Genomic DNA, 22167 nt, shown 5'->3' on the forward strand with positions numbered 1-22167 from the left:
CGACCTGACGGGTGCTCAACTCTACAAAGGTAAGTGGGAAATATAGAATGGGCTGCAAAAGACTATACCAAGGTTTGTCGAAACGCTCGCTGGTCGCAGCCCCGCGAAGTATGACCTTGCCAGAGGCAAAATTCTCGGGCCTACAATATTCCGCAAGCCCCCCTCTCCGCATCGCTAACTCGCTGAACAACTTTGCTCGGAGTTCGCCCTTGGCACCAATCGACACGTCTGTCGGAACAGTTGGCTTGAGCACTTCTTCCAGCTCAATATGCTGCGTAATGTTGGCTGCGCAGTGCGCTATGGAGTTGGCAACGCCAGTATTACCTTGTCGGTCAGCCGGGTCCATCCAACGTAGGCTGCTGCACAAAGCTCCGCGGGGCGTCGCAGTGGACTGTCGGCGGCACCGTCCACAAGTTCAAGATACTGGAGTCGGTCAACTGTCTCTAAATGCCCCTTGGCGATCGCAATTGGCCTTTCTCCCGAGCGGAATTCATCGAGCGCGGCGGAGAGTCCACGATTGAACGCAAGGGCCCGCTGACGTTCTTCCTTGCCGAGATACTGGTTGCGACTGCTCATCGCGAGCCCATCCTGCTCGGCAGCGGTCGGTACGGTGACGATCTCGATTGGGAGATTGAGATCAACCGCGCCATGCGACGCACGACTGCGCATTGGCTGAAAATCCTTCTGGCCAAAAAAAACAGCACGTCGGGCTGCACCATGTTCAACAACTGACATACGACAGTAGCGACACCGCGAAAATGTCCAGGCCTGAAGGCTCCGCACAGCTTTGGCGAGGTCGCCCGGTTCAATTAAGGTCTCGAAATGACTCGGATAAACTTCCTGTGCATCCGGCGCAAAGTGGAAGGCAACACCGGCGTCGCGGCACAGTCCCTCATCCTGCAAGAAGTCGGGCGTGTAGGTGCTGAGATCCTCGTTCAGTCCGAACTGAGTGGGGTCGACGAAGATGCTGACGTTCGATCGCCGGGCTCAATCAAGCCAGCCCGGCGCCGGCCCGACTGAGCGCATAGCCGCGCGACAAATGCGCGCGCTCATCATCCTCGTATGCCGGCGGGCCCAGAAGTCGACGTCGCCCTCTTCTACTGAATGAAAGAGGTGGCCTCAGTTAGTGGCCTTACTTTGCCAAAACCAGGATCGCAGTCGAGCGCGGCCTCAACGTCAGAGGGCGACTCTTCGCTTAAACCATTTCCTTGGTAGGCCAATGTAGTAGCCACGCCTCCGAAGTTCCGGCTCGGACCTGTGGAGCGTTTCGCAAATGGATTCCACAGGCGCGCCTGCATCAACAAGCTCGCGCAACAGTTCATCTTCCCGTCTGGTCCAGCGAGGAGAGCGGAGAGCCGCCTTCAAGTTAACCTCTTAGCCCTGAATTCATGCGGTTCTAGAGAAGAACTGTCCGCCAGCCTCGGCGAGCCTGTTCCGTGCCGAGCGCATTGCCAAGCTTGGCCTGCGATCTCCGCGTTCGTGTTCTGGAGTGCGCAGTACAGTCCCAATCAGGATGACAAAACTCATCTGAACAGAAGTGTGATCAACTGTATGGCCTCCGATAGCGTCGCCTCGGCTCTCCCAATGATCGTGTCCTCCTCAACAATGCCGGCGGAGGAATTCCTTCGAAAGCTATACGTTGGCATAGCCGAGCTGATCCTATGCCAACGAAATTTTGGAGCCACTAGGACTCACCCAGACCGTGACGGACAACCTGTGGGATGGGCGTGCGGCCCTGGAGTGAACCTGCGTGCGATAGCCTATCGCTAGGATCGCCCGCCACGGCCGGAACCGGCAGTACCAAACGCATGCAGTGGACCGGGCGCCTTGGTCGCAGCCAAGACCGGCTCGACCAGCATGGCGCGCGCATAACTGCGGCCGATCTTGCTGATGCGGCCGTGAGGGGCAGCTCCCAGTCCCGACAGCCGCACCCGCGTGTTGAGCCCGAAATCGCTCACCAGCTTCTGCGGGCTGTTCAACCGGCTGATCCTGCAGCGCAGTCCGCGTGATATCAATGCGGCCTGCATGTGTCGTGTGTATCGGGCTGCCCGCACCGTGCTTCCGGTGCCTCGGCTTGGACTCCTAGCTGTCGATGCACGCATGTAGCTTCCGGAGCAGCGCGGACGTGCCTCGGCGCCTCGAGTGAGTGAGAACCCGACGCTGTCCCTGCTACACGCGCTAGCTGAGGGCGCGGCATCGGCTTCAGCACAAACTCCGAAAAGGCTGCTCGCGCCTAAAAACTCTCGGTTCCAAATGACCCGACGAGAGCTGCGGGCGCGCGCTCTCGGCGCAACCGGGCGAGTCGGAGGCGACCAGCCCTAAGTTCTCGGCTCGTGTCTGGCAGGAGGTGCGAATGCGACGGGTGATTGGCATTGATGTCCACCGAACCTCGGGGAACTGGTGCTGGGTTCAAATTGGCTTGCAGCCTTGGAGCCAGTTTAAGGCCGTTTTCCCAATGCTGTTTGCGGATCGTGAGGATGCGTAGTCTAAGCAGGGCCAAATCGATATCTTTGGGCCCGGCGACCTCTCGAACTGATGAGGTCGCCCGTAGCGCCGGCCATGCGGCGTCATTTGCTGTCGCGATCCCGAGGAATGCGTCGGCAACCAGCGAGATATTTGGTGGCGGCGTGAAAGTAGGGTTGTCGCCCAGGTATCATCCATCATCACGAAGCACCCGACTGGTGCGCCAGCACACGAGCGAGCAGTTCTAGCGCCTGATGGCCGACCATGGCATCGTTTGCAGCATGAGCCGTTCCGGGAAGCGTGGGACGATGCGGCCACGGAGAGCTTCTTCTCTTCTCAAGACCGAACGGACGGCAGGAAAGATCTACAGAACTAGAGACGAGGCACGCGCCGATGGGTTCAGCTAAACTGAAAGATTTTGCAACAATACCCGCATGGACTCGACCACGCCTATGTCAACCCGGTTGAGTTCGGGCGCAAGACGGGTTTAGCTGAACCCCGTGTCCATTAAACCGGAAAGCTCAGGCGCTTGGTGAACGCGTAAGACCACCGATTTCTCGGGTTCGGAGCTTGCCGGAATAGTTGGCGGGTTACGAATCGGCGATCGGCAGGCTTACGAGCACTAAGTCGACCGCTGCCCAGCCCCCAGGCCCCGGGCAGCGTAGGATAGCCGGCGGCGGATGACGTCCGCCGGCCATCTGCTCGGACGAGTTGCCCAAGTTCTCTACGAGGAGATTTGTGGTTCATCGTAGCCATCAGAAGCGAAGATGAACCACAAGTCCAAACCGGGCGAAGCGACGGCAGAACAAGTATCGCCTGGGGGTGCGTGATCGCCTCGTAGTCCGACAACTGAACTTCTCCCGCACCGTGTCGATCACCTTGAATCGACCCTGAGATCTCTTCCAGAGTCGAGGTCACCCTTCGCTTATTGCATGGAGGCCCAGTCTTTGCGTGCACCGAAATGTTCCGTGACGAAGACGTGGAAGACGGGCACAAAGAACACAGCGAGGAGCGTTGCTGAAATCATGCCACCGAATACCCCGGTCCCGATGGCGCGCTGGGTTTCGGCGCTAGCGCCGCGGGCAAGCATCAATGGGACCACACCGAGTGGAAAGGCCAGTGAGGTCATTTGGATCGGACGCAATCGAAGCCTGGCTGCTCCGACGACGGCGTTCGTAAGCCCACGCCCTGACTGCGAAGGTTCTTGGCGAATTCGACGATCAGGATCGAGTTCTTGGCCGAAAAACCTATGATAGTAGTAAAGCCGATGGTGAAGAAGACGTCTTTTTCGAGCCCGCGCAGATGGGCCGCGAGAACGGAACCGATTATTCCAAGCGACACGACAAGCGTCACCGAGAACGGAATTGACCAGCTCCCGTAAAGCGCAGCCAGCACCAGAAAGACGACCAACATGGAGAGAGCAAGCAGGATTGGCGCCTGCGAGGCAGATTGCTTTCGTGCAGAGACTGTCCAATCCACTCGACTGTGAAACCTGGGGGCAGTTTGAGGCTAGTCTTTCCATTTCCATCATCGCGTCGCCGGCTATCCCGGGTGCAGCCCTTGCCGGCAATACGCATGGCCGGGTAGCCGTTGGAGCGCACGAACTGGAGGGGACTGGTTTCCATGACCGGTGTGACGAGTTCTGACAAGGACACCGTAGCGCCCGCATTGTTGCTGACGTAAAGCTTGAGCACGTCGTCAACCTGCATGCGGCTCGTCGCATCGCACACGCCGCGCCCCGTATCACCACGGTGTAGTGCCGGCTTGTCTGCATCCTCGCCAGATATGCTCGGGGCCCGTTTCTACGTGGCTGAGGTGAGCGCCCGTAGTTGCCCAAGCTTGGCGCGGGCAATCGTGTATGTACATGTGCCCATCTCGTGCGGCCATTACCACACCGATAGTGCGCCTTTACGCCGTCGGCCAGCCACCAATCCTGGTAGGCGTCCCATGATCGCTCTTGGCGCTACAATTCCGCAGCCCGTGGGAGCTTCAGACACTCCCGCGAAGGCGAGGGTGGTTAGCGTTGTTATGGCAAGGTTGGCCACTGAAGTTAGTGGGGCGTGGTAGGGACAGCGCTTTTTCGGACCAGCACAAGCGCCGAGTCACGTCGGGCTAACTTCACCGGCAGCGTGGGCGCGGCAGGGACAGCGTCGAGTTCTCTTGAGTGAAGGCGCCGAGTCGCACCTGCGTTGCCGTCAATATCAAAGGGGTTAACCCGGTAGTTAGCTATGAAATGGAGGTATGAAACATACGCCGGTCTAGCCGAGATCATTATCGTGCCGGGAGGATGCGCTCTCCTGTTTGATGGTCAGGTTTTAGGCCAGTATATCTCGCCAGTCATCGCAGCAGAAGGGTTAGCGAACGGGAGATGTCATTGGCCGTGGGCTGGAGATCCTACAAAGATGGGTATCCCGCGAGACTTATCTGAGTGGCAAAGCATCCCATAGCGCCGCGTCGGCTATGAGCACAGTGGTGAAACGCGATCGAGCTCTCACCCAGATTAGCTCGCTACGCGATCTGACGCGATGGGTTCGGATGGACTGTGATCGGTGTTGTGACCGGGCAGGCCGCATGCCAGGGCAACGTCACCTTCACGGGGCTTTTGATGAAGGACGCTGTCGACTTGGCCGACGCGCTGTCTTGGATCTCTACTTTGACAAGCATCGTCGATCGCGCAAGTTATGGCAGGGGCAGACTGCGCCTGTCCTCCAGCCCGCTTGATCCCCCAAATAGCTGTGGGACGATCTGAAGAGTATCTGTTCGTCGATAGGAACCCGCGCTCGAGTACCGCAACAGTTCACCGTATTCCTCCACGATAAAGCGTTAGGTCCGGGTTGATTCGAGTCGCAATGGACGAGGACGGCACAGTACAGCTTCGAGCATGCGAATCCTCAACTCGACCAACGCTCGGCTCGTTAAACAGTGCCAACGTTCGCTCGATTAAGTCCGCATGGGGAAGCGCGTCCGCAGTCCAGTCGAGTGGCACAAGCGTCGGCGAACCACATGGCGCTAAGACACTATGGCAGCCACTCCCAGAAGAGCGCGCCAATACCATTTTGTCGGATTGAGCAACGGAACGACGGTAAGGCGGAGCCCGATTCTGAAAGCGGCGTCTGCAAAACGAAATCGGCGTCAAGTACGGCGACAAAGGCCGTGGAAAGCCGCAAAGAGTCGTGAGGGCAGCAGCATCAGAGCCCGTAGCGCGTAAGAAACCGACGGAATTGTGCGATCGGGCCGCCGGTGAAGATAACGCGTCCAGTACTCCCAATCGCGCAGCCGAGATCTGGCTCTCCTGCGAGATCTGAAACAATCACGGTGACATCAAAGCGCTGGAGGTGCTGCGCACTTCGACCAGCGAAGGAGCATCATTGTAGGGCTCCCGATGAAGACTCCGTCGCGGGCTGACGCAAGTTCGGCCTCGAGGTAATTAACTCGATCCGAGAACTCGATCAGCGGCTGGCCGAGCTTAATGTCGAGAGCGAGCAAGTGAAAGCGCGCATCGTCCATCTCGACCGGCAAATCGTGCCGAGCCTGTTCGTGTCTGATCTTCGCTACGCTCAACGCCGGCGTTGTTGGCATGCCTGGAATATACCGATGGCCAATACACGCGGCGTGGCTAGGATCTCGTCAAGATCGTCGACCGCAATACGCTGAGCGTCACCGCGGGCGTCGCCGAATCCGTGTATGATAGTCTTTCCGTCGGCGCGGCCGTCCAGTTTCGGCTGTTTGGGGACGATCGCATTTGTACGAGGTCCGTGCCAAAACGCTGCCGTCAGATGACGCCGTCGTTCTAAACTGGTCCAACATCTTCGATGCTTCATTGAACGATTTTGACCAGGTTTGCGCACGACATCCAGGTGGCACGTCACTACGCCAAAAGGACTCTTGGAGTTGGCAAGATTCTTCAGAAGATCGACCGTAAATTTTAATGCGCCCTGCAAGGGAAGCGCTCCTGCATCGCCGTTCCGATATCAAATGATAAGCAACCCGTGCTTCAGAAAATACGGCATCTCAATTGATTAGTCTGACCTCGGCGGCTCTGTACTTTGAGCGGCGTTTGTTGAAGCGACGATCGAAAGACACGCGCGTCCCCGGCACCAGATCAGCCCCTGTGCAGTCGCAAAGGTCCGAAATGTGAACGAACAAATCCATGCCGTCGCAGCTGTCGGGTCTGATGAAGCCCCAGCCCTTCTCAACACTGTAGGAGACTACTGTTCCAGTCTGCATCTCTGATCTAACGTGTGTTCGAGGCTATGGCATGGCCGCTTAGGCGCCGAAGTCGCAAGCCACAGCAAATCGGCGGGGCGGACCAGACGCTCGCGACGCCGAGCCCGCCCCTAACATCGCCGTATCTGGAGCAATACGTGATGGTACCTCTAACCAAGCAAGGGCCGTGCCGAATTGAGAATTGGAGGTTCAGCAGGGACTTCGTAGCGGGCTGCAGGGTCAAGTTGTCGACATTCGTTTGAGAGCTGACGTCCGTCGTCAGACAACTCCTTGAACCAACTGTAACACATCGAGGCAGCGATGCCTTCTGGGCGGCAGATCTCGAGATGTTCTCCTTGCCGCGCACAGCATCATGCGGATCCTCTCTTCCGCCGAATAATGCCGGCGGGTCTGTCGCCTAATGTCTTTTTACAACTTGTTCTGCCGGTGCTTTTCTCGGTCCGGATTTCTGTTTCATCTTCGCTCCCGCTGGCTACTATGAACCAGGAACTCCTCCCAAAGCAAAATCACACTGCCTGTTTCACAGGCCCCGACGGCGAACACTCTTTAGGTCAGCGTGGCGCCTTGGCTAGCTAAGTGCCGCGCAAGGTCAAGCGCCGGAAGTAGTGCATGTCTAGGACAGCTCGCGAAGCTGGACCGGCAGGCCAAGCAAGCATGGATAGTTTGCGCCGGACCAAAACCACGCCGTACCCCACGTGCGCGTCTGTCGGCAATCTGCACGTCCTTCGCTATGGCGAGTAAGGTCTCGGCTTTGAGGCTGCCGGCCCGGAAAGCTGTCGTAGGCTCGTGGCTCAACAGCGGTCGCCTACTGTGCAGACTAGGCTGCTTCGCCGGATCATGCATCCTGCTGTAAGACGGGCTCGGCTTGAAGACTGTGAACGGTCTTTTGAACGCTGCCGGAAATGCGCAGCATCTTCTCGACTGAAACAATCTAAACGGCAGGGGACACTGCTTCGGTGGCAGTCCGAGGCAGCTCGCAATACTGAAGTCGCTTGAGAAGCCGCGTTCTTGAGAGTGAACCAAATCAATGTCCATCGTTCATGGCAGCCGCTCGTCTTGTTAGTTCTTGTGCATGGTGGAATCTGCGCGAAGTTGATGGATGCTAGCGAGGGCAACGATGCGCGTATTCGAGACAACGCAAATTGGCCGGCCCAGGTATCCGAAGGGCCTGGGAGATTCCAGGCCGAAACGCGACGCATTGAAACGTGAAGGCGCCAGCTTTGAAGTGACAGGGCTTCGTAGGTGCGAGCTCAAATGTTTGAGTATTTTCCTGAAAGCGTAGGTATGATCATCATCATTGGCTGGGAAGTTCTTGTTCGAAGCCGCCCTCCGTCTCAGCCAGCTTCCGGAACGTGCGGAGGTCGACACGTCCGCCTGAGGGAGTATCAATATAGTCTATGTCTACTCCCGATCTCTCAAGACACTCCGCCTTACACAGGGCTTCTCTTGCGCTCAAACTTTGAACTGAAAAATGCCTCCGGCTAAACCCCGTTCGATGACACCTAATGCTGTAGGACACGGATCCCCCTCCGTTGAGAGCGACAGTATAACCAACTTCCCGCGACAGTGCGACCGGCCATTCTTGGTAGGTCCTTGCGGGCGCGTTTGCGCAATCACCGCGGCTCCTGAGCTTCAAACCGACTTTCTGAAGCAGAACTGTGAGATCCTCTCCAATCAAAGTGCCAGACGTCCGTCGAACTTCATCTGAAGTGAGTCAGAGCCAGTACGCTGGATGGCTACGGCTATCGTCTCAAAGTCCGTCGGACCGGCAGCCGAACGAGAAATGTTGCGATACAGTTGCGCTACGATCCAGGCAATGAGGCAGGAATATTTGCATCACTCCAGTTGACTTCAGCGATTCCCTGCCTGCGAAGGCACGTCGTAGTGAGGTGAAGAACATGGAAGTCCTGCCGCACTGAGCCGAACGCGGGAATGCTGTTCAAACTGCCACCTCATCCCTTTCGATCGGATCAAAGTGGCATAGCCCCCGTCGGGCCACTCCCGAACCGCTGCACCTAAGGACATAGCTATGTTGCCATCAGGCGATCCTTGTTGGCCTCCAGAGCGAATCTCAAAGGGGATTGATGCTGTGCGGCAAGGTCGGCGTGAAGGCGCTTACCGAAAGCGTGGCCCGCGCTTGTCATTTGCGCCCCCCCGCATTGCAAGCCCCAAGTGCGCCTCGCCCGCATAAAAGCGGCCCCAGCCAATCGGCGACAGCCGGGGCCGTTGTGCTCTGGCACGGCGGGGGCTATCGGCCAGGGCGCATCAACAATCCAATCCCTTCGCCACAAGTTCGTAAACGATAGCTGCGCCATGAGGCGGCGCTACTTTTGAAGCGCCTACGATCCATTGCCACCTTGATCTCGAAGATGGCGACGATCGCCGCGCAGACCGCTGTACCGCCAATTGCCGATACAGGATCATTTCGATCCATACGTGTACTAACACTGGGCGAAGGCGGTTAATCCGGCCCCAGCCGTGAATCAGGACAGGCCGAGGCGGCCTTACTCTCGATGCTGGGGGTTGTGGTCGTGCCAGTCCGCCATCTGTTTGTACTCGCGGGCCATCTGCCCGAGCTCGCGCTTCGCTTTCGGATTGCCGGTTAGGGCGGCCTGGTGCCGGCCGAGCAGTTCAAGCGAGCGGTGCGAATAATTCGGCGGGAGATCGGTCTGGCATTCGGCAGAATACCACGCCCCTCTCGGGGGCGGTCAGCCGTGTTACAAAGCGAACACTTCTCAGAAGGCCGGGCGAGAAGACCGCAGTCGCGGCCTCAAGACAGCTCCTGGGGCCTGTGCCGCGACGTTCCGCACGATGGGCGCTGCGGCTTGACCTAGCACATCGCGCGCTAACCCGGCGAGGATCTTAGCCGATCGTTAGCAAGAATCTGCAGTTTGCTCTTGGGACGAACCGTGGGGACATGCACGGCCTTGTGCTCAGGCTCGGGGTCGAGGGTCCGCCAGCCAGCCCGGAGGGCCTTCCCTCATGCCCCTAACTTTCGATTCACATGTATGGAGTCGGAACCGGTGCACGCCGTAGCGTTGGTGAAACCGGGGCTGGCTATATATTTCACTTAAACCAGGGCTCTCCCTCGCGTCGCGCGCTTACTTCGTTGTCGCGCTGCCGGACCGGGGGGAAGCTTCCTGCATTGCGCAAGGAGCTAACGTCGGCTGGTGGACGCAGGCGCGGAGATCGGCACGCGGCAGATCCCCGGCGTGGACGGCCCCTATCGCTTTTTTGAAAGCAGCTCGCGAAGGGCGGCCGCGTCGAGCATCTGCTCGGCCAGAAGCTTCTTCAGCTTCGCGCTCTCCTCTCCCAGCGCCTCAGGCGCTTGGTCTCAGAGACATCCATGCCGCCGAATTTAGCCTTTCAATTGTAGATCGTCGCTTCGGAGATCCCATGCCTGCGAGCCAGGTCAGCCGTTTCGCCCAAGCCTCATCCTCCTTTAATACCGCGATAATCTGCTCTTCCTGAACCTTGCTCGCCTCATCTGTCCGTCCCTCTTCGGGCTGGACTCTAACTCCTTCGCCTTCTGGAACAAATACTTAGTGGCGGGTCACGTCCCGGACAAATCCGAAAACTTCACGTCAAAAGAGGAAGCGGAGCACCTCTACGGGAGCTACCGAAACTGCCGGTTTTCTAGCTTCTTGACTTGGGTTTTATCTGGACGACAGCCAACGGAGACCCTCTATGTACATACCATCCCACTTTCGAGATGACGACCTCAAGAGCATTCAAGCGACAATCCGCTGCGCCCGATTGGCCAACCTGATCACGGCGACATCAGATGGGCCACTTGCGACGCCTCTTCCGCTCTTCCTCGATGAGAGCGAAGGCAAACACGGCGCGCTGTACGGGCACCTGGCGAAGGGCAATCCGCAATGGCGCACGGCCCCGATTGGAGAAGCTCTGGCGATCTTTAGTGGCGCAGAGGCTTATGTGACACCATCCTGGTATCCAAGCAAGCGTCAAACTGAACACGTGGTGCCTACATGGAATTACATCGCGGTCCACGCCCATGGACCGATTGAGTTCTTCGAGGATCCTAAACGCCTGCTTGAGATCGTGACGCGTCTGACGAATATCCATGAGACGTCACGTGCGACGCCCTGGGCCGTCAGCGATGCGCCCGCGGATTTCATTGCCGTCCAGTTGCGTGAAATCGCCGGCGTGCGCATCCCGATCACCATGGTCGAAGGCAAGCGCAAGATGAGCCAGAACCGCCCTGCGCCCGATCGCGTTGGTGTCGCCACCGGCCTAGCGGCGAGCAAACTGGCACAGGACCTGGAAGTTGCAGCTCTTATCCTGGCTCAGGACTGAGACGATAATGTGCATGACCGTGGCCAACAGCGCCGATGGACATTACATCTGCAGCTCTCACACGCTCCAGCGGCATTAGTAGAGATTAACCCGGGCATACAATTACCTCGCGACATTTATTAACCGAACAGTCAGCTCGGGCTTACCGCGCTGTAGACACTTGTCTGTATTCTGACAGAGGCACAATCTCGTGTCAGGTCCAGTACAGCGCGAATATCGAAAGTCCATTCGGCCTTGTGGCTTGCCAGCGCCGCCTAGGTTGGCGCCTCCTGCTGTCCGCTTCGGCTTTCACGGTTCGACATTAGAAGGGGGAGGTCGGTGATCGAGTTTTTTCGTCACTCGGTCCAACCATCGGCTCAGTTCGATGACTCGCGCCGAATACCACGATTCGTTCAGTGCCCATTGGCGGTACATGGTCGTCTTTCGCCTGGCACGATGCTTGCTGAAGATCATTCGCTCCGAGAGGCGAGAGAGAGAAACTGCAAGGGCTTACAAAAGCAACATGAGCACAACGGCTTTGATCGGTGGCGTCATTCCGAGCACCGATGTGGTGAAACGAGCAGCGCGCATCGGCGCCGAAATCAAAAATATCAAGCTATCAGGCGATTTACCGGATCACGCGATCGCTGCGATCAACAGCTTATTGCTCAAGCACAAGGTGATCTTCTTCCGTAATCAAGGACATCTCAATGACGCCGAGCAGGAGCGCTTTGCCGCTCGTCTCGGAAAGTTAGTGCCGCATCCGATGCTTGGTGCCACCAAGGGGATGGCGTCGCTCCTCGAACTGGACTCCACTCGCGGCGGCGGTCGCGCAGACGTTTGGCATACGGATGGGACCTTCGCCGACGCCTATCCCAAGATTTTGGTCCTGCGGGCCGTTGTAATGCCAAGGTTCGGAGGCGACACCGTGTGGTCGAACACAGCTGCCGCTTATCTTGATCTGCCGCCGCCTCTACAACGCCTTGCCGACGGCCTATGGGCCGTTCACAGTAACGTTTTCGATTACGCCGGGATCGCGCGTGTCCGCGAGGTCGACAAGAAGCACTTTGACGAGGTGTTCACCAGAACGGCTTTTGAGACCGAGCATCCCGCTGTACGCGTCCACCCCGAGACAGGCGAGCGGACGCTAGTGCTCGGCGCCTTGGTGAAGCACTTTGTTGGGGTCGGCAAATACGACGGACAAAAGTTGTTCGATCTGTTCCAATCTCACATCACCGCGCCCGAAAACACTGTGCGCTGGAACTGGCTAGAGGGCGATATTGCAATATGGGATAACCGCGCAACGCAGCATTACGCGGTCAACGATTACGGGGACCAGCATCGCGTCGTACGGCGGGCCACGGTCGAGGGTGACGTGCCTGTCAGCGTCGATGGCCGGAGCAGTGTAACGCGCTTCAAGGCGACCGAATAACTGCAGTTGGCCCAGCGCCTCGCGTCTGAAAACCGAGAAAACCTGATAATCGGAGTTGTATCCGGCGCGAACACACCTTTCCGACAAGATATCTCGGCTCTTGGCGCCAGCTCGGCAGCGCCTAGAATTAGCATCGACCAACAGTTTCGGAAACCTTGAGCATCACTGTCCTTCGCCAGCGGCCGGTACGTGGCCTTCACGTTTCAGTTTAGAAAATCCTCGATCCGTGGCCATAAAGCGCGCTAACATGGGAGCGATGAGCTTAGTCGGATCGACCACTTGGCCACCCTGACGCGTAAGCGCTTCCGCATATGCAATGAGATCACGATGCACGGCCGCAGGCAGCTCGGTACTCACTTTGACCGGCTTGTCGTCTGGAAGCTCTCCAATTTTGAGTTTTGGCATGTTGTCACCCTCTATAGGGCGTAAGTATGAGGTCACGATTGACAAGAACACGAACCGGGAAGCCAGGTCGTACAGCCAGAGTGGGCTGGATGTTGAGGCTGCGGCGAACGACCTGCTGTCCGGTCTGATTCAGTGAGTCTGAGGCGCCGTGCCGCAATGCCTGGATGATCGCGCTGTCGTTGCTGTTGGTGTCCGAGCCGGCCCCAAGTTCGGTCCCGACCGCCAGAAACGTCGATAGTGCCGCAGCCTTGAACAGCTCACCCCAGTGATTGTCGACCTGGTCTTCGAGGCCTGCATACCCGGCAGCGTCAGCGCCAGGCTGCCGCTCGAGAACGATGGAACGTCCGTTCGGCATAATCAGCCGGGTCCAGACGAGCAGGACACGGGACTGGCCGAAAGTGACCTGGCTATCGTAGATGCCGATCAGACGCGCTCCCTGAGGCACAAGCAGAGAGCGGCCGGTCGGCGTGTCATAGACATTCTCGGTCACCTGCGCCGTGATCTGGCCCGGCAGGTCCGACCGGATTCCGGTGATCAGGGCTCCCGGAATAACCGTCCCAGCCTGCACGATATACGGTGAAGCCGGCTTGGTGACGCGATCAGGGCTTACCGTGCGACGGTCCACAGAAGCGTTCACGAAGGCAAGCTTGCGGTCCTGACCGTTTTGCGCATTTCCGTCGTCGCCGGTGCTCGTCGCGCTCGCAGGCACGACGCGCTCGTTTCCAACCGCCGCAGCGGCGGGCGGACGCACTTCTCGTCCATTCGCCGAAGCGAATAGATGGCTGATGCGGGCTGCTTCGGTCTCTTGATCCCGGCGCTGCTGTTCTGGATCAGCGCCGATCGTCGGCAACTGGCCTTGGGCCGCAAGGATCGGCCGACCGAGGTCCCCGGGAAGGGGCGGACCCAGTTGCGGGATTGGCTGGCGCGGAATGCCAGTGTAGTCCTTCGGCAGCGCCGTAATACCGTCAGCGACATTGTGATGGTCGGTACTGTAAAGCTCATCGGCCGCCTGGTCTCGAGGGCGATTCTTCTGCAGCGACCACAGCACGGCTCCACCGATGACAAGCAGGGCGACCGCGCTCCCTCCCGCCAGTACTTTCCGTGACAACCGTGTCACGCGCGGGTGCTCCGCTCTCAAGCGGAAGCCCCTGGACTGATCCTCTTGTGTCTCAGGCGGAGCCGCTTGCTCCTGATCGTTCATATTCCGAGTGTTCATGACGACGGTCTCCCATCGGTCCTGACAATACGGACCTTCTGCTGGTGCTCGCCGCCAAGCCGCAGTTCGGCGGCAGCAAACAGCCGATCGACGATCAATACGTTGCCGTAAGCGCGGTAGTTGACGAGTTCAGTCTTGCCGTCTGGACCGATGACGAAGAGCGGAGGCATCTCGCCCTGCACGATCCCCGCCGGGAATTCGACATAGACCTTGCGGCCATCGTCATATGCGGCGAGCGGCCGCCAGGGAGGACTGTCCCCTTCGATGGCATAGCGGAAGGTGCGCTGCGCCGGGTCCGGAAGAACAGGCTGCGCGACCGAACGCGATCGTTCCCGTGCAGTTTCTGGATAGTACCAAGCAACAGACGGCATGTATGGCCGTTCGCGGGAGCGGAGCTCAATCAAGTAGGTGCGCCGGTCCGTATTGACCACCAAGTTGGTCTCAATCGAAGCTCGGGTCGGCTTGACCAGGATATGGACCCGCCGTGTGTCGCCGCTCCCGCTTTCGGTATCGCCCACGACCCAGCGTACGGTATCTCCGGCCGCGATCGGTCCTGATCCCGTCAACTGCTCTCCCTCCTCGAGCGCGATATCCGTGATCTGCCCCGGTGCGGCGTAAATCTGATAGAGCGCCCCGGGACTGTAGGCGTAGATTTGCGCTGCGTTGAAATAGCCCCGCTTGCGCGGTTCGACCCGGGCTGCGCTGTTTGCCGTCTCTACGCGGCTCACCGGCTCAGCGTCTTCTTTCGCGCCTAACTTGCCGCCGAGAGCAGGCTTCCAGAGAGGTGGAACGTGAAGCGGTCGCGATCTGTCGTCGAGAGCCACTGGCGCCGCCGGCAGCGGAGGAACATCAGCGTCATAGCTGATCTCCGGCGGAATGTAGGTCGCGCAGCCTCCGAGCGCGGACGAACAAAGCAGGAAAGCGGATAAAAATGCACGCTTCGAGCTCACGAACTCGGGCCAAGCCGAGCCGAGCCTGCTTTGCTGGAGGGAACGTTTCGAATGAACGTCAAACGGCATCTTGGTCACTGGCTCAACTCCTTTGACCAGTTGATGGCGCGGACGTAGACGCCAAGGGGGTTCTTGCGCAGGCGTTCGGCATCGCGGGGTGTCTCGATCACGATCGAGAGAATTGCGGTCCAACGCTCAGTCGCGCTCAACGAGCCGTTGTCGTAGATGCGCTGGGTCCAGGCGACTCGAAAGCTCTCCGAAGACGCGCGAATGACGCTTGAGACGTCCACTGAGATTTGTGCCTTGCCCAGCTTGGCAAAGGGGTCATTGTTGCGCGCATAGTCGTTCAGTGCAGCCGCGCCACGATCCGTCGTAAAATCATAGGCCCGGAGCCAATTCTGGCGCAGAACGATACTGTCTGCCGGCAAACCTCTGACGTCCTCGATGAAGCGCGCCAGATGGTAGGCTATCTGAGCGTCAGTAGGTTGATAGTCGATGTTGGCCGGCGCAACCCTTTGGGCTTGACCGAGATGATCGACCTCAACTACCCAGGGCGTGATCGAGCCTTGGCTCGATTGCCAGACAAGGCTGCCAGCGAGACCGGCAGACAACATCAAACAGCCGAACGCCATCAGGCGCCAGTTCTTAGCTTGCACGCGCGCTGATCCAATGCGTTCGTCCCAAACCTGAGCGGCCTTTTGATAAGGCGTAATCGGCTCGGGCATGCGCCCGTAGTGAACTGTTGGTCGTTTGAACATCGATGGGTGCCCCTGATATCGAGTGATCGGTTTCAAGTGTGCGATAGAAGGATTTGAGGCGCTGCTGTGCGGCGGAGGTGTAGTGGTGCGTCTCAGCGTTCTCCTTCGGACAAATCGACGGAAGAGCCGCTGCCACCATGATCGCCCGAGCGGACGGCGTGGCCAGCAGCCGAGGCACCGTGCTGAATGATCTGAGCACGCTTCATGCGGCGAGCCCAATCAGGCTGCCCGTCGGCCGGAGCGCTCGCGCCCTGGTCGCCCGCTTGGCTACCTCCGAAGGTAGCCGCTGCCCGGCGCAATGGACTCCACGCAGCCGAAGCGCCAGCCTCCGCGACGCCGGCAAGGCCGCCGCTTCGATAGGCGGCTGTTGCTCCGCTTATGACAGCGCCGCCACCGCGCGCGGCGCCTGCAACCGCACCGCCAGCGAGACCGGCACCGCCAGCGGCAAGTCCCGCGCCAGCTGCAACAATGCCGCCAGCAGCAAGGCCTGTTCCAATCGCGGCGCCGGCGCCAAGTTGAGGTCCGCCCGACACTAGGCCGTTTGCGATACCCGGACCGAAGATGCCGAGGCCCAGCAAGGAAAGCGCCGCGAGCACCAGTGTCATCGCGTCTTCGATGGTCGGCTGTGCACCGCCGAAACCTGCGGTGAACTGCGAGAACAGGGTGGAGCCGATGCCGACGATGACGGCCAGGACCAGGATCTTGATGCCGGAAGATATGACGTTGCCCAGAACGCGCTCCGCCGCGAAGGCAGTCTTGCCAAACAAGCCAAAGGGAATGAGCACGAAGCCGGCCAGCGTCGTGAGCTTGAATTCGATCAGGGTGACAAAGAGCTGGATCGCCAGAATGAAGAAGGCGAGCAGCACCACAATCCAGGCGAATAGGAGAACGACGATCTGGACGAAATTCTCGAAGAAGCTGATGTAGCCCATCAGGTTGGAGATCGAATCAAGCAATGGTCGACCGGCATCGAGGCCGACTTGGGCGATCTTTCCCGGTCGCAGGAAATCTGCCGCGGAGAGGCTTGCGCCCGATGCTTTCAGTCCAAGACCGGCGAAACTCTCGAAGACGGTGCGCGCCAAGCTGTTCCAGTTGCCGATCAGGTAGGCAAAGACGCCTACGAAGAGCGTTTTCTTGACGAGGCGCGCGATAATGTCTTCGTCCGGCCCCCAACTCCAGAACAACGCGGCGAGCGTGATGTCGATCGCAGCAAGGGTCGTTGCGAGATATCCGACATCGCTGCCGAGCAGCCCAAAACCGTTGTCAATATATCGCGTGAACGTTTCAAGGAACTGGTCAATGATCCCCGTACCAGTCATGGCTTGCTCGCCTCAGGCATCGCCGGTCCCGGATAACCTTGCGGGATCCGGCTCTGATCCTTTCGGGCGGACGCCAAGCCTGCGGTGGAATCGTCTTGGCCAGGATCTGCGGGAACGTTCTTCCTGCCCAAGAAGCGGCGCCGGTTTTCGGCCCAAATCTGCTGGCAATGCCGATAACCTGCTGTTTCCTCAGCAGTGACGCTGCGGCAGCGTGCGAGATCAGGGTTGGCTCCATCTGTCGTCCGCTCCGTCTTCGGCAGCGCGGGCGACTCGTCACTACCGCGAAGCTGAATCGTGCAGGCTGTGACCACCAAAACGCCGATTGTCGTCAGCAGCGACAACGCCTTGAATGCCCGAATGTCCGTCATCAGTGGAACATCTGCACGCTGGATGATTGATAACCCTGCCCTGGCGTAAGAAACCGTCGAAGCTGCTCGCGGCCCTGGTCCTGGGCCGAGGCGCGTTGCGCTGCTTCAAGGCTTTGCGCCCTGCCCTGCGCCGTCACGACAGCGGTGAGGTCGGCGAGCTGCTGCGCGTTAAGCGCGAGAATCTGGTTACCAGCTTGTGTTGCCTGCAGAGCGCCGCTTGCGCCCTGGCTAGACATGACGAGCGCGGAGGTCTGGACACGGTTGGTGTCGAGATTGCCAACGATGCCGGCCTGGACGCGAAGCGCGTCTTGCGTTGCGGCATAGGAATTCTGCCAACGCGATTGAGCATTGGAGATCAGTAACTGGTTCGATTGGCTGCTGGTCGCTGGCGCGTAGCTGGTCGAGAACGCGCGATCGATCTGATCGACGTCGTAGGCGATCCGCTGGGCCTGGGCCAGCAATTGCTGGGTCCGCTGGATCGAGGATTGCAGTTGGCGCAGGGATGAATACGGCAGGTTTGCCAGATTCTTTGCCTGATTGATCAGCATCTGCGCCTCGTTCTGCAACGAGGTGATCTGGTTGTTGATCTGCTGCAGCTCACGGGCGGCAGTCAGGACGCTCTGGACGTAGTTGTTGGGATCGAAGACGATCCACTGCGCCCGCGCGGGCACCCTGAGGTCGAGCATCAGCGCGACCATGCCAGCGGCCGCCAATAGGCCAAGACGCCTCATAGCGATTTCTCCAGATTGACGAGGTTGGGGATCAGGTCGAGGGCCCAGGCGACGCCACGGTGCTGTAGCCAGGCCGGCACGAAGCCGTCAGGTCCATGTTCGGCGAGGAGTTGCGAGATGGCTGCCTGGTCTGTCTTGGAAGAGGCTGCGGTAAAGGCCAGAGCGACCTCGCCAAGGCCAAGTTCGAACATCCGGTTGCCGCGGCGAGATTGGCAGTAGTAGTCGCGCTTGGGCGTAGCGCGGCTCAGAAGCTCGATCTGGCGGTCATTGAGGCCAAAGCGGCGATAGATCGCTGTGATTTGCGGCTCGATCGCCCGCTCGTTCGGCAGCAACAGCCGCGTTGGGCAGCTTTCGATGATCGCCGGCGCGATTGCGGACCCGTCAATATCCGAAAGCGATTGGGTGGCAAAGATAACGGACGCATTCTTCTTGCGAAGCGTCTTCAGCCATTCCCGGAGCTGGCCGGCAAAATCTTCGTCATCGAGGGCAAGCCAGCCTTCATCGACAATAAGTAGTGTAGGCCGACCGTCGAGGCGGTCCCCGATGCGATGGAAGAGATACGCCAGCACGGTCGGCGCAGCACTCGTTCCGATCAAGCCTTCGGTCTCAAACGCCTGGACCGACGCCTCGCCGAGATCTTCGAATTCGGCATCGAGCAAGCGCCCGGAAGCTCCGCCCAGGCAGTATGGTTGCAGGGCGCGCTTCAGGGAGTTCAATTGAAGAAGGACTGACAGGCCCGTGAGGGTGCGTTCCTCCCTCGGCGCCGAAGCGAGAGATGTTAGCGCCGACCACAGATGATCCTTGACCTCAGGGGTGATCTCGATCTTTTCCCGTGCCAGGATCGCGCCGATCCATTCCGTCGCCCACCCTCGCTCGGAAGGATCATCGATCCAGGCCAAAGGTTGCAGCGCGACTGGGTTTTCGTCCCCGTCAGACAATGCACCGCCGAGATCATGCCAGTCGCCACCCATGGCGATCGCGGCCGCCCGGATCGAACCGCCGAAATCGAAGGCAAAGACCTGCGAATTCGGGTAACGACGGAACTGTAGCGCCATCAGGGCCAGCAGGACCGACTTGCCGGCTCCAGTCGGTCCCACTACTAGCGTATGGCCGACATCGCCGACGTGGAGCGAGAACCGGAAGGGCGTCGATCCCTCGGTCTTGCCGAACAGAAGCGGCGGACCCTTGAAGTGCAGATCCCTCGCCTCGCCGGCCCAAACAGCCGACATCGGAATCATATGGGCGAGGTTGAGGGTCGAAATCGGAGGCTGCCGCACATTGGCGTAGACGTGCCCGGGCAGACTGCCGAGCCAGGCTTCGACGGCGTTCACGGTCTCGATTATGCAGGTGAAATCACGGCCCTGTATGACCTTCTCGACCAGCCTCAGCTTTTCATCGGCAGTGTTGGGATCGCGGTCCCAGACAGTGATGGTCGCCGTAACAAAGGCTTGTCCGATCTGATCCGACCCCAGTTCCTGCAACGCTGCGTCGGCATCAAGCGCCTTGTTGTGGGCGTCGGTATCGAGCAGCGTCGACGCCTCGTTCGTCATGACCTCCTTGAGAATGGCGCCAATCGACTTTCGTTTGGCAAACCACTGCCGCCGAATCTTGGTCAGCAGTTTGGTGGCGTCGGTCTTGTCGAGCATGATTGCGCGCGTCGACCAACGATACGAGAATGCCAGACGATTCAGATCGTCCAGGATACCCGGGGTCGTCGCACCCGGAAAGCCGACAATCGTCAAGACCCGAATATTGGCTGAGCCCAACATCGGCTCTAGCCCGCCGGTCAGCGGCTGGTCGGACAACAGCGCGTCGATGTACATCGGAATTTCAGGCACGCGAACGCGGTGACGCTTGGTCGAGATCGTCGAGTGCAGGTAGGTCAGCGTGTCCTGATCATCGAGCCACGCGCATTCCGGCATAAATCCTTCAACGAGCTGCAGCACACGGTTGGTTTGGTCGATAAATCCGCGGAGCACCTCGCGGGCGTCTGCTCCCACAGTCCGATCGCGTCCCTCATAGAGCAGGCGCTCTGCCCTGGCGGCTCCCTCCTCGGGTGGCAGATAGAGGAAGGTCAAGAAGTAGCTGGACTCGTAGTGGGCACTCGCCTCTTCGAACTGAGCCCTTCGTTCCGCATCGACCAGCGCTGACGCGATGTCGGGAAAGACGTTAGGCGGGTACGCCCCCGCAAAGTGACGCTGCGCCTCAACGAACACGGCGCAGCCCGATCCCAGGCGACGCACGGCGTTGTTCAGACGGCTGGCGACGGCTACAAGCTCAGCCGGCACCGCGCTGTCGAGGTCAGGCCCCCGGAACTTTGCTGTCCGTTGGAACGAGCCGTCCTTGTTCAGGATGATTCCCTCGTCGACGAGGGCTGCCCAGGGCAGGAAGTCGGCGAGGCGCGCGCTGGAATGACGATATTCGGCAAGGTTCAACATGACCGATAACTCAAAGATTGAGATGACTGGGAATGCGCAGATGTCGGCGCACCACATCGACGAATGCGGGGTCGCGCTTGGCGGCCCAGACGGCGGCCATGTGGCCGATGAACCAGAGGACAAGTCCCGCGATCCACAGCCGAAGTCCGAGCCCAAGGGCTGCCGCAAGCGTGCCGTTCACGATTGCAACTGATCGCGGCGCGCCGCCCATCAGGATTGGCTCAGTGAGCGCGCGGTGAACGGGCACGGCAAAGCCTGTGAGGGGTTCATCCATCAGATAACCACGCCGCCGCCGAAGGAGAAGAACGAAAGGAAGAAGCTCGAGGCGGCAAACGCGATCGACAGACCGAACACGATCTGAATCAACCTGCGGAAACCACCCGACGAGTCCCCAAACGCGAGCGTGAGACCGGTCACCACGATGATGATGACGGCGATGATCTTGGCGACCGGTCCCTCGACCGACTGCAAGATCTGGTTGAGTGGCTGCTCCCAGGGCATGTTCGAGCCAGCCGCCCATGCTGGCTGAACTGCCAAGACCACCGTGCCGAAGGCGGCCAACGATGCACCTCGAAGAAAGCGAAATTGCTGACGCATGTCAGTCTCCTGCTGATGAAAGGTCGTAGTCGCCGGCGGCCCCTAGCCCGGTGACGAGGGCAAGCTCGGCGAGGCGACGGCCGGCGCCGCGCCCCGCCAGCACGGCGATAACGTTGATGGTCTCGGCGATCAGGGCCCGCGGAACCGTGATGACGGCTTCCTGGATGAGCTGCTCGAGCCGCCGCAGTGCGCCGAGCGCGGTGCCCGCATGAATAGTGCCGATGCCACCGGGATGACCGGTGCCCCAGGCCTTGAGCAGATCGAGTGCTTCCGCACCGCGGACCTCGCCAACCGGAATACGATCAGGACGCAGTCGCAGCGAGGACCGAACGAGATCGGATAGCGTAGCCACGCCATCTTTGGTCCGCAGCGCCACGAGATTGGGCGCTTTGCATTGGAGTTCGCGCGTGTCTTCGATCAGAACGACCCGATCGGCGCTCTTTGCTACCTCGGCCAAGAGGGCATTCGTCAGCGTTGTCTTGCCGGTCGATGTCCCACCGGCGACGAGGATGTTCTTCCTTGCGTCGACCGCGCCTCTCAGGATCTTGGCCTGCTCCGAGGTCATGATCCCCCTGGCGACGTAGTCGTCAAGCGTAAACACGGCGACGGCGGGCTTGCGGATAGCAAAGGCCGGTGCTGCAACGACCGGAGGCAAGAGACCTTCGAAGCGCTCGCCGGTCCCTGGCAATTCGGCCGAGACCCGTGGCGAACCGGCATGCACCTCGGCACCCACGTGATGCGCTACCAGGCGAACAATGCGTTCGCCATCCGCCGCGGACAGAGTTTCGCCTGTGTCGATCAGACCATCCGACAACCGATCGATCCACAGCCGCCCATCTGGGTTGAGCATCACCTCGACGATCGCTTCGTCTTCGAGGTAGCCGGCAATCGCGGAGCCAAGCGCGCTACGCAGCATTCGCGCACCGCGTGAGCTCGCTTCGGATTGAATGGAATGGATTGCCACTGT

16 protein-coding genes and 3 pseudogenes are annotated in these 22167 nt (G+C 59.6%); 3 read left to right on the forward strand and 16 right to left on the reverse strand.

Annotated features, from left to right (window positions below; genetic code table 11):
- Positions 1-297 precede the first annotated feature (297 nt).
- A complete protein-coding gene (locus tag I6F20_RS27160; protein WP_463671667.1) occupies positions 298-966 on the reverse strand; it encodes a pantoate--beta-alanine ligase in 669 nt (222 codons plus the stop codon).
- Positions 967-1766: 800 nt separating this feature from the next.
- Positions 1767-1979, reverse strand: a complete 213-nt coding sequence (locus I6F20_RS27165) for a transposase (RefSeq protein WP_463671666.1) — start codon at positions 1977-1979, stop codon at positions 1767-1769.
- Between the two features lie 708 nt (positions 1980-2687).
- Here I6F20_RS27165 and I6F20_RS27170 point away from each other — a divergent pair.
- Positions 2688-2974, forward strand: a pseudogene (locus I6F20_RS27170) (IS3 family transposase); the annotation flags it as partial.
- A gap of 414 nt (positions 2975-3388) precedes the next feature.
- Here I6F20_RS27170 and I6F20_RS27175 read toward each other — a convergent pair.
- The 3 genes and pseudogenes from I6F20_RS27175 to I6F20_RS27185 form a co-directional block, all read right to left on the reverse strand.
- Positions 3389-4172: pseudogene (locus I6F20_RS27175) on the reverse strand (efflux RND transporter permease subunit).
- 2302 nt (positions 4173-6474) lie between these two features.
- Positions 6475-6690 carry a cold-shock protein gene (locus I6F20_RS27180; RefSeq protein WP_225128600.1) on the reverse strand — a complete coding sequence of 72 codons (216 nt, stop codon included), beginning with the start codon at positions 6688-6690 and terminating at the stop codon, positions 6475-6477.
- A 3229-nt stretch (positions 6691-9919) separates the two neighbouring features.
- A pseudogene (locus tag I6F20_RS27185) lies at positions 9920-10177 on the reverse strand (transposase); the annotation flags it as partial.
- A 200-nt stretch (positions 10178-10377) separates the two neighbouring features.
- On the opposite strand from I6F20_RS27185, the gene I6F20_RS27190 reads away from it, so the two are divergent.
- Both I6F20_RS27190 and I6F20_RS27195 read left to right on the forward strand, forming a co-directional pair.
- A complete protein-coding gene (locus I6F20_RS27190) occupies positions 10378-11007 on the forward strand; it encodes an FMN-binding negative transcriptional regulator (protein WP_225128601.1) in 630 nt (209 codons plus the stop codon).
- A gap of 502 nt (positions 11008-11509) precedes the next feature.
- Entirely contained in the window at positions 11510-12418 is a 909-nt protein-coding gene (locus I6F20_RS27195; RefSeq protein WP_225128602.1) for a TauD/TfdA dioxygenase family protein, read from the forward strand.
- Between the two features lie 162 nt (positions 12419-12580).
- Here I6F20_RS27195 and I6F20_RS27200 read toward each other — a convergent pair whose 3' ends face one another.
- The 11 genes from I6F20_RS27200 to trbB form a co-directional block, all read right to left on the reverse strand.
- Positions 12581-12823, reverse strand: a complete 243-nt coding sequence (locus I6F20_RS27200) for a DUF2274 domain-containing protein (protein WP_128931751.1) — start codon at positions 12821-12823, stop codon at positions 12581-12583.
- Between the two features lie 4 nt (positions 12824-12827).
- On the reverse strand, positions 12828-14039 hold the full coding sequence (locus I6F20_RS27205; protein WP_225128603.1) for a TraB/TrbI/VirB10 family type IV secretion system protein: 1212 nt from the start codon (positions 14037-14039) through the stop codon (positions 12828-12830).
- Positions 14036-15067 carry a P-type conjugative transfer protein TrbG gene (gene trbG, locus I6F20_RS27210; RefSeq protein WP_225128604.1) on the reverse strand — a complete coding sequence of 344 codons (1032 nt, stop codon included), beginning with the start codon at positions 15065-15067 and terminating at the stop codon, positions 14036-14038. Before trbG ends, I6F20_RS27205 begins: the two co-directional genes overlap by 4 nt.
- Positions 15064-15747, reverse strand: coding sequence for a conjugal transfer protein TrbF (gene trbF, locus I6F20_RS27215; protein WP_225128605.1), 684 nt, complete (start codon positions 15745-15747; stop codon positions 15064-15066). The genes trbG and trbF overlap by 4 nt, the downstream gene beginning before the upstream one ends.
- Positions 15748-15839: 92 nt before the next feature.
- Positions 15840-17066 carry a P-type conjugative transfer protein TrbL gene (trbL, locus tag I6F20_RS27220; RefSeq protein ID WP_225128607.1) on the reverse strand — a complete coding sequence of 409 codons (1227 nt, stop codon included), beginning with the start codon at positions 17064-17066 and terminating at the stop codon, positions 15840-15842.
- A complete protein-coding gene (gene trbK-alt / locus I6F20_RS27225) occupies positions 17063-17434 on the reverse strand; it encodes a putative entry exclusion protein TrbK-alt (RefSeq protein WP_225128609.1) in 372 nt (123 codons plus the stop codon). Before trbK-alt ends, trbL begins: the two co-directional genes overlap by 4 nt.
- Positions 17434-18165, reverse strand: coding sequence for a P-type conjugative transfer protein TrbJ (gene trbJ / locus I6F20_RS27230; protein ID WP_225128611.1), 732 nt, complete (start codon positions 18163-18165; stop codon positions 17434-17436). Before trbJ ends, trbK-alt begins: the two co-directional genes overlap by 1 nt.
- Complete coding sequence (trbE, locus tag I6F20_RS27235; RefSeq protein WP_225128613.1) at positions 18162-20603, reverse strand: conjugal transfer protein TrbE; 2442 nt, start codon at positions 20601-20603, stop codon at positions 18162-18164. The genes trbJ and trbE overlap by 4 nt, the downstream gene beginning before the upstream one ends.
- A gap of 10 nt (positions 20604-20613) precedes the next feature.
- Positions 20614-20877: a VirB3 family type IV secretion system protein gene (locus I6F20_RS27240; RefSeq protein ID WP_225128614.1), complete on the reverse strand. Its 264-nt coding sequence runs from the start codon at positions 20875-20877 to the stop codon at positions 20614-20616.
- Positions 20877-21200, reverse strand: a complete 324-nt coding sequence (locus I6F20_RS27245) for a TrbC/VirB2 family type IV secretion system protein (protein ID WP_225128615.1) — start codon at positions 21198-21200, stop codon at positions 20877-20879. The genes I6F20_RS27240 and I6F20_RS27245 overlap by 1 nt, the downstream gene beginning before the upstream one ends.
- A 1-nt stretch (position 21201) precedes the next feature.
- Positions 21202-22116 carry a P-type conjugative transfer ATPase TrbB gene (gene trbB / locus I6F20_RS27250; RefSeq protein WP_225128792.1) on the reverse strand — a complete coding sequence of 305 codons (915 nt, stop codon included), beginning with the start codon at positions 22114-22116 and terminating at the stop codon, positions 21202-21204.
- Between the last annotated feature and the right edge of the window lie 51 nt (positions 22117-22167).

The sequence above is a fragment of the Bradyrhizobium sp. IC3123 genome, assembly GCF_020193625.1.
Lineage (GTDB): Bacteria > Pseudomonadota > Alphaproteobacteria > Rhizobiales > Xanthobacteraceae > Bradyrhizobium > Bradyrhizobium yuanmingense.

What these genes read in the sequence shown, in the direction of transcription:
- I6F20_RS27180 (WP_225128600.1), bottom strand. Translation starts at nt 6,690, where the DNA reads ATGCAGACTGGAACAGTAGTCTCCTACAGTGTTGAGAAGGGCTGGGGC.
- I6F20_RS27190 (WP_225128601.1), top strand. Translation starts at nt 10,378, where the DNA reads ATGTACATACCATCCCACTTTCGAGATGACGACCTCAAGAGCATTCAA.
- I6F20_RS27195 (WP_225128602.1), top strand. Translation starts at nt 11,510, where the DNA reads ATGAGCACAACGGCTTTGATCGGTGGCGTCATTCCGAGCACCGATGTG.
- I6F20_RS27200 (WP_128931751.1), bottom strand. Translation starts at nt 12,823, where the DNA reads ATGCCAAAACTCAAAATTGGAGAGCTTCCAGACGACAAGCCGGTCAAA.
- I6F20_RS27205 (WP_225128603.1), bottom strand. Translation starts at nt 14,039, where the DNA reads ATGAACACTCGGAATATGAACGATCAGGAGCAAGCGGCTCCGCCTGAG.
- trbF (WP_225128605.1), bottom strand. Translation starts at nt 15,747, where the DNA reads ATGTTCAAACGACCAACAGTTCACTACGGGCGCATGCCCGAGCCGATT.
- trbL (WP_225128607.1), bottom strand. Translation starts at nt 17,066, where the DNA reads ATGACTGGTACGGGGATCATTGACCAGTTCCTTGAAACGTTCACGCGA.
- trbK-alt (WP_225128609.1), bottom strand. Translation starts at nt 17,434, where the DNA reads ATGACGGACATTCGGGCATTCAAGGCGTTGTCGCTGCTGACGACAATC.
- trbJ (WP_225128611.1), bottom strand. Translation starts at nt 18,165, where the DNA reads ATGAGGCGTCTTGGCCTATTGGCGGCCGCTGGCATGGTCGCGCTGATG.
- trbE (WP_225128613.1), bottom strand. Translation starts at nt 20,603, where the DNA reads ATGTTGAACCTTGCCGAATATCGTCATTCCAGCGCGCGCCTCGCCGAC.
- I6F20_RS27240 (WP_225128614.1), bottom strand. Translation starts at nt 20,877, where the DNA reads ATGGATGAACCCCTCACAGGCTTTGCCGTGCCCGTTCACCGCGCGCTC.
- I6F20_RS27245 (WP_225128615.1), bottom strand. Translation starts at nt 21,200, where the DNA reads ATGCGTCAGCAATTTCGCTTTCTTCGAGGTGCATCGTTGGCCGCCTTC.
- trbB (WP_225128792.1), bottom strand. Translation starts at nt 22,116, where the DNA reads ATGCTGCGTAGCGCGCTTGGCTCCGCGATTGCCGGCTACCTCGAAGAC.